Here is a 13,832-nt window from a genome sequence, read left to right on the forward strand (position 1 = left end):
CCAAGATGTACGACCCCACAGTCGCCCGGCTCACCTATCGAGCCCTGCTCGGCCGCCGCCGGGCCCTCATCCTCTGTGCGCTGCCCGTCCTGCTCATCGTGATCTCCGCGGCCGTACGCAGCTTCGCCGGAGCCGACGACCAGGTGGCATCGGACCTGCTCGGCGGCTTCGCGCTCGCCACGATGGTGCCGATCATCGGCGTCATCGCCGGCACCGGCGCGATCGGCCCCGAGATCGACGACGGCTCGGTGGTGTATCTGCTGGCCAAGCCCCTGAAGCGGCCGACGATCATCTTCACCAAGCTGATCGTCGCGATCGCCGTCACCATGGCGTTCTCCGCCCTGCCGACGTTCATCGCGGGCATGATCCTGAACGGCAACGGCCAGCAGGTGGCCGTCGCCTACACCGTGGCGGCGCTGGTCGCCTCGATCGCGTACGCCGCGCTGTTCCTGCTGCTGGGGACGGTCACCCGGCACGCGGTGGTGTTCGGGCTCGTCTACGCGCTGGTCTGGGAGGCCCTGTTCGGGTCACTGGTGTCCGGCGCGCGCACGCTCAGCGTCCAGCAGTGGGCGCTCGCCGTGGGCCACAAGGTCACCGGCGGCGACCTCGTCACTTCGGACGTGGGCCTGCCCACCGCCACGGTGCTCCTGGTCGTGGTCACCGTGCTCGCCACCTGGTACGCCGGGCAGCGGCTGCGGTCGCTGACGCTGGCCGGCGAGGAGTGAGCCGGGGGTTCCACGCGCGCGTGCCGGTTGTCGCCATGCACGCGCGCGTGGCGCCCCCTTTTTTTCTTGACAGTGGCTTCACCTCTGTCCCGGCAGACTGGGCAGAGGGGACGCGCGGCTAGGAGGAACGGGGATGGCGGAAGCGCAAGGTGAGGGACAGAGGGAGAGCGAGGACGTCTGGGACGGCCTCGTACTTGACGAGAGCTTCATACGGTCGGCGGAGACGACCGAGCCGTCCGCCCGCGCCCGTATGCTCGCCGCCCGCTGGCGCGAGGGGGGACCGGACCCGCAGCCCTGGCGCTCCGAGGAGCCGCCCGCGGGGTGGTTCTTCAGCAAGGCGCGTCGGCGCAAGTGGCGCCGCCGGTAACCCTCTTCGAGCCGTCGACAACCCCCTTTGAGGGGCGGCTTTATTCAGTGGCGTCCAAGTCGGCGTACGGGCACAGTAGTTATGTCCACGTCGCCGCATCGAGTCGGCGCCACGTTCTGGGAGAGGAGCGCGACGATGCCCATGAGTAGCAGTCCGTCGAGCTCCCTACAGGGCAGCCCGCGGCAGGCTCAGGAGTAGTTACCCCTCCGTGGAGCCCGCCCGCACGGGGGGCTGCCCGGGGCGGCCGCTTCGAGCGCGCGTACGTCGCGCGGGCCGCCCACCCGGAGGATTGGCCGAGAGGCAAGGCACCGGCTTGCTAAGCCGTGGTCGGGGTCAACCCCGCGCGCGTTCGATCCGCGCATCCTCCGCGAGCGCTCACCCGCTAACCCAGCAACCGCTCCAGCACCACCGCGATGCCGTCCTCCTCGTTCGAGGACGTCACCTCGTCCGCGACAGCCTTGAGCTCGTCGTGGGCGTTCGCCATGGCCACGCTGTGGGCCGCCCAGGCGAACATCGGGATGTCGTTGGGCATGTCACCGAAGGCGATCGTGTCCGCGGCCTTCACACCGAGCCGACGGGCGGCGAGGGACAGCCCCGTGGCCTTGGAGAGGCCGAGGGGGAGGAGTTCCACTATCCCCGCGCCCGCCATGGTGACGCCGACCAGGCCGCCCGCGACCTTGGCAGCCACCGCGGCCAGTTCGTCGTCGGAGAGCGTGGGGTGCTGCACGTACACCTTGTTCAGAGGGGCCGACCAGAGGTCCGTCGCGTCCCTGATCGGGACGACCGGGAGCGAGCCGTCCTGCCTGCGGTAGCCGGGGCCGACCAGTACCTCGCCGTCGAGCCCGTCGCGGCTCGCGGCCAGCAGCAGCGGTCCGACCTCCGCCTCGATCTTGGCGAGCGCGAGCCCGGCCAGCTGCCGGTCCAGCGTCACCGAGGTGAGCAGCCGGTGCTCCCCCGCGTCGTACACCTGCGCGCCCTGTCCGCACACCGCGAGGCCCTCGTAGCCGAGGTCGTCGAGGATGTGCCGGGTCCAGGGCACCGCGCGCCCGGTGACGACGATGTGCGCGGCGCCCGCCGTGGTCACCGCGGCGAGTGCCTCACGCGTGCGCTCCGAGACCGTCTCGTCGGAACGCAGCAGCGTGCCGTCGAGATCGGTCGCGACGAGCCTGTAGGGGAACGATTCGGTCGGACCCGTGGATCCGGTCGGACCGGTCGACCCGGCGGCGGCGCTCACTTGGAGATCGGCTCCAGAACCTCACGGCCGCCCAGGTACGGACGCAGCACCTCGGGCACCCGCACGGAGCCGTCGGCCAGCTGGTGGTTCTCCAGGATCGCCACGATCGTGCGCGGGACGGCGCACAGCGTGCCGTTCAGCGTGGCGAGCGGCTGGACCTTCTTGCCGTCGCGCATGCGCACGGACAGGCGGCGGGCCTGGAAGCCGTCACAGTTCGAGGCCGAGGTCAGCTCGCGGTACTTGCCCTGGGTCGGGATCCACGCCTCGCAGTCGAACTTGCGGGACGCGGAGGAACCGAGGTCGCCCGAGGCCACGTCGATGACCTGGAAGGGCAGCTCGAGCCCGGTCAGCCACTGCTTCTCCCAGTCCAGGAGCCGCTTGTGCTCGTTCTCCGCGTCCGCGGGGTCGACGTACGAGAACATCTCGACCTTGTCGAACTGGTGCACACGGAAGATGCCGCGGGTGTCCTTGCCGTAGGTGCCGGCCTCGCGGCGGAAGCACGGCGAGAAGCCTGCGTAGCGCATCGGCAGCTGGTCGGCGTCGAGGATCTCGTCCATGTGGTACGCCGCGAGGGGGACCTCGGAGGTGCCGACCAGGTAGTAGTCGTCCTTCTCCAGGTGGTACACGTTCTCCGCGGCCTGGCCGAGGAAGCCGGTGCCCTCCATGGCGCGCGGGCGGACCAGGGCCGGGGTCAGCATCGGCGTGAAGCCGGCCTCGGTGGCCTGCGCGATCGCCGCGTTGACGAGGGCGAGCTCCAGGAGTGCGCCGACACCCGTCAGGTAGTAGAAGCGCGAGCCGGAGACCTTGGCGCCCCGCTCGACGTCGATGGCGCCGAGCGCCTCGCCGAGCTCCAGGTGGTCCTTGGGCTCGAAGCCCTCGGCGCCGAAGTCGCGGATCGTGCCGTGCGTCTCCAGGACGACGAAGTCCTCCTCGCCGCCGACCGGGACGTCCGGGTGGACCAGGTTGCCGAGCTGGAGGAGCAGACGCTTGGTCTCCTCGTCCGCCTCGTGCTGTTCGGCGTCGGCGGTCTTGACGGCGGCGGCGAGCTCCCCGGCCTTCTTCAGCAGCTCGGCCTTCTCGTCGCCGGACGCCTTGGGGATCAGCTTTCCGAGCGACTTCTGCTCGGATCGGAGCTCGTCGAAGCGGACGCCGGACGACCTGCGCCGCTCGTCGGCGGAGAGGAGGGAGTCGACGAGGGCGACGTCCTCTCCACGGGCGCGCTGGGAGGCGCGAACACGGTCGGGGTCCTCACGGAGCAGGCGAAGGTCAATCACCCCTCAAGGCTACCGGTGCGCGCTTCCGGCCATCGACTCGATATTCCGCTCCGTCACTTCTGTGACGTTATGAGTGAAATGCCGTATCGATATTCCTTGATCGCCAATGATCACCCATGCGTGCCGGTCCGCGTCAATAAAAGGGACGGTACTCCCTGAAACGGGGCAGACGGTAATCAGGTGGTTGACTGGATTCCCTTGTGGAGAGCGGTACTTGAGAAGGGTTGTCCACAGGGATCCACCCCTCCGCAGAGTTATCCACAGGCTGTGCGGAAGATCTGTGGACTTCGGAGGTGATCGTTCCGAAAGCCGCATGTGGGGCGAAGAATTCCCGGGTCAAACCATCTGTACACCCACGTTCGAGTGGAAATGCTTCGCTCCAAAGGATTGATCAAGGGAAAAGAGTGGACGAGGGGTGACGTGCGGGGCTGTGGACGAACTTGGGCCCTGTGGGCCGATTTGTCGACGATGTAGTGCTTCCTTGTCGACTTGTCCCCAGGTCGAGAAGCACACCTGTGGATAACATCTGTGGATGACGAAAATCGGCAGGTAGGACTGATGGAATGCGGAGAAGGGCAGTGGAAAAGCCCAGGCCGATGAGCCGCCGACGCGGGAACCCGAACGGGCCTGATCCGGCCTGGATTCGGCCTGGATCAGGCTCTGGTTCTGAATCTGGCCTGGAACCGGCCTGGAACTGTCCGTCCCGCCGGCCTAGAACCGTCCGTCCTGGCAGTGCGCCAGCCAGTCCGACGCCGCCGAGAACGCACTGTCCGACGTCCCGGGCCGCAGCGGCCGCACGTCCTCCAGGGCGACCCCGGCCCGCGGATAGGACCCGAGGAAGCGCACCTGGGGGCTGATGCGCTTGAGCCCCATCAGCGCCTCGCCCACACGGCGGTCGGTGATGTGGCCCTCGGCGTCCACGGAGAAGCAGTAGTTGCCGATGCCCCGGCCGGTCGGCCGTGATTCGATCCGCATCAGGTTGACGCCGCGCACGGCGAACTCCTGGAGCAGTTCGAGCAGCGCACCCGGGTGGTCGTCGCCGAGCCAGATGACCACGGATGTCTTGTCGGCGCCGGTCGGGGCCGCGGGCCGGGCCGGGCGGCCGACCAGCACGAAGCGGGTCTCGGCGTTCGCTGCGTCGTGGATCTCGGTGACCAGCGGTTCGAGCCCGTAGGTCGCTGCCGCGAACTCGCCCGCGAAGGCCGCGTCGTACCGGCCCTCCTGGACCAGCCGGGCACCGTCCGCGTTCGAGGCCGCCGACTCCCACACGGTGTTCGGCAGGTGGGTGCCGAGCCAGTTGCGCACCTGCGGCTGGGCAACGGGGTGGCCGGTGACCGTCTTGATGTCCTTCAGGGCCGTGCCGGGCCTGACCAGCAGGGCGAAGGCGATCGGCAGGACGACCTCGCGGTAGATCATCAGCGGCTCGCCCTTGGCGAGTTCGTCGAGGGTGGCGGTGACACCGCCCTCGACCGAGTTCTCGATCGGGACGAGGGCGCCCGCGGCCTCGCTCGCGCGCACCGCGTCGAGCGCGGCCGGCACGGACACCATGGGCACCAGTTCCCGTGTCGCGGCTTCCGGGAGCGTGCGGAGGGCGGCCTCGGTGAACGTTCCCTCGGGGCCGAGATAGGTGTAGCGCGTCGCCGACATACCCGTCACCCTAATGGGCCCCGTCCCGCACGGATCACCCTTCCAGCAGCCGCTGCCCCACGTACTCCCCCTCCGCCGCCCCGCCCGGCACCGCGAACAGCCCGCTCGCCTCGTGGCGGATGAAGGTCGACAGGGCGTCGCCGCGGTCGAGCTTGCGCTGCACCGGGACGAAGCCGCGCAGCGGATCCGCCTGCCAGCAGACGAAGAGCAGGCCCGCGTCGGGCACCCCATCCGTGTCGAAGCCGTCGTGGAAGGAGAACGGGCGGCGCAGCATCGCGGCGCCGCCGTTCTGGTCGGGCCGGGTGATCCGGGCATGCGCGTTGAGAGGGACGACCAGGTTGCCGTCGGCGTCGGTCTTGTCGAGGTTCATCGTGGTCGTCTCGGTGCCACCGGTCAGCGGCGCCCCGGTGGATTTCTTCCGTCCCACGACGTCCTCTTGGGCCTTGGCCGACAGCTTCTCCCAGTCGTCCAGGAGCATTCGGATCCGGCGTACGACGGCGTAGGAGCCGTTCGCCATCCAGGCCGGGTTGCCGGCGGCCGGCACGAAGATGCGCCGGTCGAAGTCGGACTCGGACGGCTTCGGATTGCGGGTGCCGTCTATCTGGCCCATCAGGTTGCGGGCCGTCATCGGCTGGGCCGTGGCGCCGGGCGAGCGGTTGAAGCCGTTCATCTGCCAGCGCAGCCGGGCCGCGCTGCCCGCGTCCTTCTGGAGCGTGCGCAGGGCATGGAAGGCGACCAGGGCGTCGTCGGCGCCGATCTGCACCCACAGGTCACCGTTGCTGCGCGTCTTGTCGAGGTGGTCGGAGGAGAAGTCGGGCAGTGGGTCGAGGGCGACCGGGCGCTGCTTCTCCAGACCCGTCCGGGCGAAGAAGCTGTTTCCGAAGCCGAAGGTGACCGTCAGGGACGACGGTCCGGCGTCACGGGCGACGTCCGTGTCGTCCTGCGCGGCCGCCTCGCCCGCCATCAGCCGTTGGGCCGTCGTCGACCAGCGGCGCAGCAGTGCGGCGGCCTCCTTGCGGCCCGCGCCCGCGGCCAGGTCGAATGCGACGAGGTGGCCACGGGACTGGAGCGCGGTGGTGATGCCGGGCTGATGTTTCCCGTGAAACATCACCGCGTCCGCGCCGAGCGAGGTCAGGGGCGCGGCCTTGTCGGCGGCGGGCGCTGCCGCGTACCCGGCGGCACCTCCGGCCGCGCCCAGGGCGAGACCTGTGGCACCGGCGGTGCCGAGCAGTCGGCGCCGGGAGAAGACCCCGCCAGAAGAGGGCTTCTGGGAAACGGCCTCTCCTGGAGGGGTCTTTTCCGTGGTGGCTTCCGGAGTGGGCTGGTCAGCCATGGTGAGGTTCAGCCGATCTTCGCGTTCTTGGTGACGGTCGTCTGGTCGATGTCGGAGGTGCGCACGGTCACCGCGATCTCCCAGTCGCCCGCCATGGGGATCTGCACCCCGATCGCCGACCAGTGGCCGGTGGCGATGCGGTCGGGGGTCACGGGCAGCGGCCCGATCTTCTTGGCCTTCAGGGTGAAGGCGACCTTCACCTCGGGGACGTCGAAGGCCTTGCCGTTCGGTCGTTCCACGAAGACGTGCATCTCGTTGCCGCCGACGCGGGCCGGGTCGAGGGTGACCTCCGCGGTGCCCTTGCCGTCCTGGCCGCCCGTGTCGAAGGGGAGCTTCAGGGAGAGCGGCCCGGACCGCTGCGAGGAGGACGAGGTGGCCTGCTGGACCGCCTCCTCCGTGCGGCCCGGCTCGGTGGACGTCAGCACGGTCGTCACGGCCAGCAGGACGACGGCGACGCCGGCCTCGGCGAGCACCGAACGGCGCAGGCCGGCCCGGGCCGGGTCGGCGTCGCGGAGGCGCTTTTGACGCGCGGTGTCCACGGCGGCCTGTTGCCGGGCGAGTTGAGCGGCGCGCCGGGAGTCCTCGGAGTTCGAGCCGCCGGAGTTCGCGTCCCTGGAATCCGAGTCCCTGGAATCCGAGCCCCCAGAGCTGGAGTCCCGGGAACGCGCGGGCACCTTCGTCGGCTGCTTCGTCCGCAGTTCGGCGAGAGCCGTCGCTCCGGCCGTCGCCCCGGCTTTGGCCCCGGCCGTCGCCAGGGCCTTCACCTGCGGCGCCTCGGACAGCTGCGCCGTCCAGCGCCGCGAGATCCACGCGATGCCGACGAGGACCGCCACCAGGCCGATCTTGATGAGCAACAACTGCCCGTACCACGTTCCGGTCAGCGCCGACCAGGAGCCGACCTGGCGCCAGGACTGGTAGATCCCGGTCGCGGCCAGCACGGTCACGCTGCCGAACGCGAGGCGCGAGAAGCGCCGTACGGCCACCGCGTCGATCTGTGTCTCGGTGGGCGCCCGGAACAGCGCCACGAGCAGCGCCGACAGGCCGCCCAGCCAGACGGCGACCGCCAGCAGGTGCAGCACGTCGACGGGCATCGCGAGGCCCGCCTGGATACCGGTGGAGGCGTGCTCGGCCATCGCCCAGCTCGCCGCCAGGCCCGCCGCGACGACGGTGCCGCCGATCGCGAGCCCGAAGGTGAGGTCCCTCCTCGCGGCATCGGCATCGACACCGCTCTTGTCGGACCCGTCACCCTCGTCGGACTCGTCACTCCTGCCGGACGCGCCGCCCTCGTCGGTCACGTCGGTCACGCCGGCTTCGTCCCGCCGCGCGTACGCCCCGAAGAGCACCGCGATGAACAGCGCGCCCGCGGCGAGCAGCAGCAGCCGTGAGACCAGTGCCGCGCCCGCCTTGGTCTGCAGCACCTGCCCGAGCAGCGTCAGGTCGAAGATGTCGCCGACCTTGCCGGAGCCGACGTAGGAACCGCGCAGGAGCAGCAGCGCGAGGGTGGCGCCGGTCAGCGCGAGCCACCCGGAGACCACGAGCCGTTGCACCGGACGGACCCCGGCGCCGCGCTGCCAGCAGGCCAGTACGAAGGCCGCGCCACCCACCAAGAGGATGAATCCGGCGTACGAGACATACCGCCCGACCCCATAGAGCGCGCCGACGACTCCGCCGCCCACGGCAGGGTCGGAGAGCGCGACGGAGGTCTGCGAGGGCGCGCCGACGGAGAAGGTGAAGGCGCCCGAGACGGGATGGCTGTCCGCCGACACCACCTGGTAGGTGACGGTGAACGTGCCGTCGGGCAGCCCCGAGTGGAGCTTCACGCCGTAGGTGGTGCCGCCCAGGTCGGTCGCCTTGCCGGTGTCGACGCGCTTGCCCTTGGGGTCGAGCACGCGCACCGAGCCGTCGGACATCGCGACCTTCTCGGAGAACGTCAGCGAGACCTGGGTGGGTGCCCGGCTGACCACCGCTCCCTGCTGGGGGTCGCTGCCGGTCAGCGCGGCGTGCGCGGAGGCGGGCGCCGCGCCGGCCAGGACCGCGCCGATCACGGCGAGGAGCAGCAACAGCAGTGCCCGTACCCGAAAAGCGACCCCTCCAGTGGTGGTGGCAGCCGCACGGGGAGCGATGGCCTGTGTCACGGTGATCCCTCCCTCAGTGCCCGGTCTTGGGGTTGTACGTCGCGGACTTCACCGGCATGGAGACCTTCACCGCGCCCGCCTTGGTGAAGTGCAGCGTCACCGACACCTTCTCGCCCTCCAGAGGCTTGTGGGTGAGCTTTTCGAACATGAGGTGGTTGCCGCCGCTCGCGAAGTCGAGTGACCCGTCGGCGGGCACGGCGAACGACTTCTGCTCCTCCATCGCGCCCCCCTTGGTGGAGTGCAGCGTGACGTCAGGGGCGAGGTCGCTGGTGACGGAGGTCAGGGTGTCGCCGCCGCCGGAGTTGGTGACGGTGAAGAAACCCGCCGCCATGGTGTCCATGACGGGTGCGGGCATGTAGGCGCCGGTGATCTTCAGTTCGGGCTTGCCCGCGTTGTCCGAGGAGGAGTTGTCGGAGCCGCAGCCCGCCAGCGCCAGCGCCGTGGCCGTCAGCGCCACGCATCCCGCGAGACGCCTCGAAGGGGCTCCGGGTCGGCTCACGGATTCTCTCCCTTGATGAGCTTGGGGAGGTCCTTGGTGTAGTCGTCGACCGTGGCGTCCTCGCCGTAGATCACATAGCCCCCGTCGGTCTTCGGCGAGAACGCGATGACCTGGGTGCCGTGCACGGAGACGAGCTTGCCGTTCTTGTCCTTCGCCGTCGGCTCGATGGAGATGCCCAGGGTGCGGGCGCCCGCCTGGATGGTGGGGAAGTCGCCGGTGAGGCCGACGAAGGCGGGGTCGATCCCCTTGAGCCACTTGCCGAGCGCGGCGGGGGTGTCGCGGGCCGGGTCGGTGGTGACGAACACGACCTTGACCTTGTCCTGTTCGGCCTTGGGCAGCTGCTTCTTGGCGACGGCGAGGTTGCTCATCGTCGTCGGGCAGACGTCGGGGCAGTGGGTGTAGCCGAAGTAGATCAGCGTCGGGACGCCCTTGGTCTCGGCCCGGAGGTCGTACTTCTTGCCGTTCGTGTCGGTGAGGACCAGGTCGGGCTTCTCGAACGCCTTGTCGAGGACCGTGGCTGCCTTGCCCGTGCCGGCCTCGGCGGACACGTCGGCGATCGGCTTGTTGCTGTCGTCCCCGCTGCCGCAGGCGGAAAGGGTCAGTGCGGCGGCGGCGAACAGGGCGGCCGCGGCATACGTCTTCTTGCGCATAGAAAAATGTCCCAGATGTGAGGGCTCCGGTGTGCACCGGGGTCGTACGACCTCTGTGACGAGGGCGTACGACCTACCGGTGCACAAGGGAGGGGTGCGGTGGGCCTCAGGCCTCGGTGCGCCGACGGCCGGCCAGAACGCCGTACGCCACGCCCGCCGCGCCGACGACGATGCCGACGACACCGAGGACGCGCGCGGTGGTGTCACTGCTGCCAGAGGAGGAGGCGGAGGTGGACGAGGCGGGGGCCGCCGTGGAGGCGTCCTTGGCGGTGCCGGAGGACCCGTGGTGGCCGTCCGTGGACGCGGCGGAGAGCGTGAGCACCGGAGCCGGGTTCTCGGGCTCCTCCTGGCCCTCCTTCTGCGGCTCGATCCAGCGCACGACCTCCTTGTTGTCGTACGTCTGGATCGCCTTGAAGACGAGCTCGTCGGTGTCCTCGGGGAGCGCGCCGACGGAGAGCGGGAACTTCTGGAAGAAGCCCGGCTCGATGCCCTTGCCGGTGGCGGTCCAGGTGACCTTGGTGACGGCCTCGGAGATCTTCTCGCCGTGCAGCGTGAGCGGCTTGGCCAGTTTGCTCTTGGTGACCTTCACGGACCAGCCGTCGAGGGGCTGCGGCATGACGGAGGCGAGCGGGTGGTCGGTCGGGAAGTTCACCTCGACCTGGTTGGTCGAGGCGTCGTCGCGCTCGTTGGGGACCTTGAAGTCGACGACGGCGTAACCGCCCTTGGCGGCCTCGCCCTCCGGCTGCACGCTGACGTGCGCGAAGGCGGGGGCGGAGACGGCGAGGACGGCCGAGGCGGCGACGGCACCGGCGGCGGCGATACGGGAAGCCTTCATGGAAGAGAGCACTCCACTTTCAGTCCGATGAGAAGAGAAGGGGGTGCGCGTGCGAAGGGTGCGACAGGCCCCAGGGGGTGCCTTCGCGTGCACGCGCGCGTGCCGCACGACGGCATCCCCTTCGGATCCTTCGGATGCTTTGGATCCGTTCCGGACGGATCCTTCGGATCGGTCCGCGGAGTGGCGCGTCGTGTCAGGCGGCGAGGACGAGAGCGGTGGAGCGGGGCGGTCCACGGCGGACGACGCTGTGCTGGAGCTCGGCGGTACGGGGCTTGGACGGCGTCAGCAGCGCGGTGCGCCGGGCGCGCGGTGTCGCGTCGGGCGTACCCGGCAGTCCGGCCCGCAGGGCGCGTACGAGCGCAAGCGCCCCGCGCAGGGACCGTACGAGCGCCCCTTCCGCGACTCCGTGCGCGGACAGCCGCATCAGCCGCAGCAGCGCCAGATCACCGTGGCGCAGCACCCAGCCGGAGGCGACGGCCGCGAGGACGTGGCCGAGCAGCATCGGCAGGGACGGCCACACGGACATCGAGGACCCCGTGGCGGCCGACATCGCGTCCGAGGAGTGGGGCATGGGCATGGACATCGACGGGGTCGTGCCCGTGTCGAGCCGTGCGTCGGCGAGGATCTTCATGGCCTGAGCCGGGCTGATCGCCGCCGCGGTCGTGCCGCACACGATGCGCGCGGCACGTTCCACGAGTGAGGTGTCGGCCATCGACATGGAGCCCGAGCCCGACGTAGCGGTCCCGGCGAGTCCGAAGAGCGCGTGCAGGGCGGTCTGACCGCCCGCGAGCAGCGCGGCGATGCCCGGCAGCGAACGCTCCCGCCCCGCCAGCGCGGCGGCGACGGCGAAGACCGCGAGGAATCCGGCGCCGAGCGTCCACAGCGGGACGGTGGCGCACGAGGCGAGCCCATGACCGGCCGCGGCCAGCACGACACAGACCGCGGCGAACACCGCGGCCCGCAGGATCCGGAGCTCGTGTCCGGAGCGCGCCCTGGGCTGTTGGGGGGCAGTCATGGCGGGCTCATCATCGCACTCGACCCACCCGCTTCCCACGGCAGGTCCGCAAGATGACGGTCCGCGAGCAGTGGTCCGGAAGGTCACGATCTGGGCCGAACCACCCGCACATACACCGATCGTTGTCGCGTGCGCATCCGCCATATGGGCGGCATCACGTCATGCAGGCGATTGCGCACAGGTGCTTGCGGCAATACGTAACGGTATGTCGAGCCGCGGCCGGGAGGCTGGAGCATGAGCATCTGGTGGTCACTCCATTTGCGGCGTGAGGCTGCGAGCGTTCCGCTCGCCAGACGTCTGCTGCTCGGCACGATGGAGACGGCGGGTGTCGATCCGGACGTCTCGTACGACCTCTCCGTGGCCCTCACCGAGGCCTGCGCCAACGCCGTGGAACACGGAGGCGACGCCGCTCCCGGTACCGCGTCCGAGGCCTATCGGGTCACCGCCTACCTCGACGGCGAGAAGTGCCGCATCGAGGTCTCCGACTCCGGCCCGGGCTTCGCGCCGGGCCGTGCGCGTCCCGCGCTCCGCCCGGTCCGCGGCGACGCGGAGCACGGCCGGGGGCTCTGCCTGATCCGGGAACTCGCCGATCACGTCCAGATCGGCAACGAGCCGGGGCGGGGCGGCGCGGTGGTCAGCTTCGACAAGATCCTCAAGTGGAAGAAGGACGCACCGCTGATGGCGGTTTAGCGCCCGGGGATGGCGGTTCGGCGCTCGGGCGGAGGCGGATCGTCAAGGCGGTCTCGTGGATCGTCAAGGCGGTCTCGCGGTTCGTCAAGGCGGTCTCGCTGAGCGGGAGTTCGGCCCTGACCTCGAAGCCGCCTCCGGGCTGGGCCCCGGCCCGGAGGCGGCCGCCCACGGACTGGGCGCGTTCGCGCATGCCGACGAGACCGAAGCCGCCGCCGGGGGCCTGCGGTGTGGGTGGGCCGGATCGGATGGTGCCTCCGTCGTCGGCGACCGTGAGGGTCAACCGGTCGTGGGAGTAGATGAGCCGGACCCGGGCGGTCTTGACGGCCGCATGTTTGGTGACGTTGGTGAGCGCTTCCTGCACGATCCGGAACGCGGTGAGATCCGCCGCCGGGGTGAGCTGCCGGGGCTCCCCCTCGGTGCTGACGGTGACGTCGAGACCGGCGGACCTGAAGGAGGCGGTCAGGCCGGCCAGGCGGGCGAGTCCGGGAGCGGTCGGCGAGGATGCGCCCTCGGTGTCCTCGGCGTCTTCAGTGTCTTCGGTGCCCTCGTGCCGCAGCAGGCCGACGGTGGCCTTGAGTTCGCGCAGCGCCGCGGAGGTGGTGGTGGCGAGGTCGGCGAGGATCTTGTGGACCTGGTCGGGCTGGTCGCGCAGAAGGTGGGCGAGGGTGCCGGCCTGGGCGTTGGCCAGGGCGAGGTGCTGGGCGGTGACGTCGTGCAACTCGCGGGCGATGCGCAGCCGCTCCTCGGCGACCCGGCGCCGGGCCTCCTCCTCGCGGGTGCGCTCGGCGTGCTCGGCGCGGGCCCGGACGGCGTCGAGGTAGGCGCGCCGGAGCCGGACCGCGCTGCCCAGAGCCGTCGGCATCAGCACCCAGGCGGCGGGGCCGACCGTTTTGAGGTCCCACGGGCGGTCGGCGGGCCCGGCGATGACCTCCGTGGTCATCAGGAGCGCGGCGACACCGAAGACGTAGCTCCTGCGCAGGGCGTTGTGCTCGGTGCGGAGGGCGAACGAGTAGAGCGCCACCATGAGCGGGCCCAGCGACAGCATGGTGAGCAGCCGGCCCTGCGCGGCCGAGGTCACGGCGGCGGCGGTGGTCAGGGCCAGTGCGGTGCGCGGGTGGTCGCGGTGGAAGAGCAGGGCGGTGCAGGAGACACAGGACAGGAGCGCGGCCGTCCACCACGGGGCGGCCGGGCCGGGGGAGCCGGTGGCGACGTACAGGCTGCCGGGGAAGGAGACGGCGAACAGCAGCAGGGCCGTTGTCGTGTCCTGGGCGCGGGGGCTGCTTCGTACGTGTCGCTGCCAGTTGGCGATCATCACCGGTTCCTGTCGGGGGTACGGCCTGGAGGGCCGCTCGTGTTCGGCGCGGGCGGCCTTCCGGTGTGTGGGGGTGGTCAGACGTGGGCCGGTTCGTGTGTGGCTGGGTCGTCGTG

At 70.5% G+C, this 13,832-nt stretch carries 13 protein-coding genes and 1 tRNA gene; 4 read left to right on the top strand and 10 right to left on the bottom strand.

The genetic code is table 11. The features are described from left to right. The first annotated feature begins 5 nt into the window (after nucleotides 1-5). The 3 genes from ACZ7M2_RS32910 to ACZ7M2_RS32920 all read left to right on the top strand — a co-directional run bounded on the left by ACZ7M2_RS32910 (nucleotide 6) and on the right by ACZ7M2_RS32920 (nucleotide 1,460). The gene (locus ACZ7M2_RS32910; RefSeq protein WP_054236936.1) at nucleotides 6-725 is read left to right on the top strand and encodes an ABC transporter permease; all 720 of its coding nucleotides are present in this window, start codon (nucleotides 6-8) and stop codon (nucleotides 723-725) included. A 133-nt stretch (nucleotides 726-858) separates the two neighbouring features. Continuing rightward, nucleotides 859-1,092, top strand: a complete 234-nt coding sequence (locus ACZ7M2_RS32915; protein ID WP_471598386.1) for an SGM_3592 family protein — start codon at nucleotides 859-861, stop codon at nucleotides 1,090-1,092. Nucleotides 1,093-1,375: 283 nt separating this feature from the next. Then, nucleotides 1,376-1,460, top strand: a tRNA-Ser gene (locus ACZ7M2_RS32920). Between the two features lie 14 nt (nucleotides 1,461-1,474). Here ACZ7M2_RS32920 and ACZ7M2_RS32925 read toward each other — a convergent pair. From ACZ7M2_RS32925 to ACZ7M2_RS32965, 9 genes are all read right to left on the bottom strand, one after another. Further along, a complete protein-coding gene (locus ACZ7M2_RS32925) occupies nucleotides 1,475-2,326 on the bottom strand; it encodes an HAD family hydrolase (RefSeq protein ID WP_471598387.1) in 852 nt (283 codons plus the stop codon). Continuing rightward, a complete protein-coding gene (gene serS, locus ACZ7M2_RS32930; RefSeq protein WP_452974499.1) occupies nucleotides 2,323-3,600 on the bottom strand; it encodes a serine--tRNA ligase in 1,278 nt (425 codons plus the stop codon). The genes ACZ7M2_RS32925 and serS overlap by 4 nt, the downstream gene beginning before the upstream one ends. A 711-nt stretch (nucleotides 3,601-4,311) precedes the next feature. Then, nucleotides 4,312-5,247, bottom strand: a complete 936-nt coding sequence (pheA, locus tag ACZ7M2_RS32935) for a prephenate dehydratase (RefSeq protein ID WP_471598388.1) — start codon at nucleotides 5,245-5,247, stop codon at nucleotides 4,312-4,314. Nucleotides 5,248-5,281: 34 nt separating this feature from the next. Beyond that, nucleotides 5,282-6,580 (bottom strand): iron uptake transporter deferrochelatase/peroxidase subunit, encoded by a 1,299-nt coding sequence (efeB, locus tag ACZ7M2_RS32940; protein WP_471598389.1) that lies wholly within the window; start codon nucleotides 6,578-6,580, stop codon nucleotides 5,282-5,284. An 8-nt stretch (nucleotides 6,581-6,588) separates the two neighbouring features. Beyond that, a complete protein-coding gene (locus ACZ7M2_RS32945) occupies nucleotides 6,589-8,715 on the bottom strand; it encodes a copper resistance CopC/CopD family protein (protein ID WP_471598390.1) in 2,127 nt (708 codons plus the stop codon). A 13-nt stretch (nucleotides 8,716-8,728) separates the two neighbouring features. Next, entirely contained in the window at nucleotides 8,729-9,214 is a 486-nt protein-coding gene (locus tag ACZ7M2_RS32950) for a copper chaperone PCu(A)C (RefSeq protein ID WP_471598391.1), read from the bottom strand. Further along, entirely contained in the window at nucleotides 9,211-9,864 is a 654-nt protein-coding gene (locus tag ACZ7M2_RS32955) for an SCO family protein (RefSeq protein ID WP_403700271.1), read from the bottom strand. Before ACZ7M2_RS32955 ends, ACZ7M2_RS32950 begins: the two co-directional genes overlap by 4 nt. 106 nt (nucleotides 9,865-9,970) lie before the next feature. Beyond that, nucleotides 9,971-10,699: a YcnI family copper-binding membrane protein gene (locus ACZ7M2_RS32960; RefSeq protein WP_471598392.1), complete on the bottom strand. Its 729-nt coding sequence runs from the start codon at nucleotides 10,697-10,699 to the stop codon at nucleotides 9,971-9,973. A gap of 193 nt (nucleotides 10,700-10,892) precedes the next feature. Next, a complete protein-coding gene (locus ACZ7M2_RS32965) occupies nucleotides 10,893-11,714 on the bottom strand; it encodes a hypothetical protein (RefSeq protein WP_471598393.1) in 822 nt (273 codons plus the stop codon). Between the two features lie 234 nt (nucleotides 11,715-11,948). Between ACZ7M2_RS32965 and ACZ7M2_RS32970 the strand changes: the two genes are divergently transcribed. Next, a complete protein-coding gene (locus ACZ7M2_RS32970) occupies nucleotides 11,949-12,404 on the top strand; it encodes an ATP-binding protein (protein ID WP_054236932.1) in 456 nt (151 codons plus the stop codon). On the opposite strand, the gene ACZ7M2_RS32975 is transcribed toward ACZ7M2_RS32970, so the two are convergent. After that, the coding region (locus tag ACZ7M2_RS32975; RefSeq protein ID WP_471598394.1) for a sensor histidine kinase at nucleotides 12,367-13,832 on the bottom strand (1,466 nt) is incomplete at its 5' end. The two genes, ACZ7M2_RS32970 and ACZ7M2_RS32975, sit on opposite strands and share 38 nt — an antisense overlap.

This window comes from Streptomyces sp. NPDC111507, from assembly GCF_055638955.1.

What these genes read in the sequence shown, in the direction of transcription:
- ACZ7M2_RS32955 (WP_403700271.1), bottom strand. Translation starts at nt 9,864, where the DNA reads ATGCGCAAGAAGACGTATGCCGCGGCCGCCCTGTTCGCCGCCGCCGCA.
- ACZ7M2_RS32970 (WP_054236932.1), top strand. Translation starts at nt 11,949, where the DNA reads ATGAGCATCTGGTGGTCACTCCATTTGCGGCGTGAGGCTGCGAGCGTT.
- pheA (WP_471598388.1), bottom strand. Translation starts at nt 5,247, where the DNA reads ATGTCGGCGACGCGCTACACCTATCTCGGCCCCGAGGGAACGTTCACC.
- ACZ7M2_RS32915 (WP_471598386.1), top strand. Translation starts at nt 859, where the DNA reads ATGGCGGAAGCGCAAGGTGAGGGACAGAGGGAGAGCGAGGACGTCTGG.
- ACZ7M2_RS32910 (WP_054236936.1), top strand. Translation starts at nt 6, where the DNA reads ATGTACGACCCCACAGTCGCCCGGCTCACCTATCGAGCCCTGCTCGGC.
- ACZ7M2_RS32965 (WP_471598393.1), bottom strand. Translation starts at nt 11,714, where the DNA reads ATGACTGCCCCCCAACAGCCCAGGGCGCGCTCCGGACACGAGCTCCGG.
- efeB (WP_471598389.1), bottom strand. Translation starts at nt 6,580, where the DNA reads ATGGCTGACCAGCCCACTCCGGAAGCCACCACGGAAAAGACCCCTCCA.
- ACZ7M2_RS32960 (WP_471598392.1), bottom strand. Translation starts at nt 10,699, where the DNA reads ATGAAGGCTTCCCGTATCGCCGCCGCCGGTGCCGTCGCCGCCTCGGCC.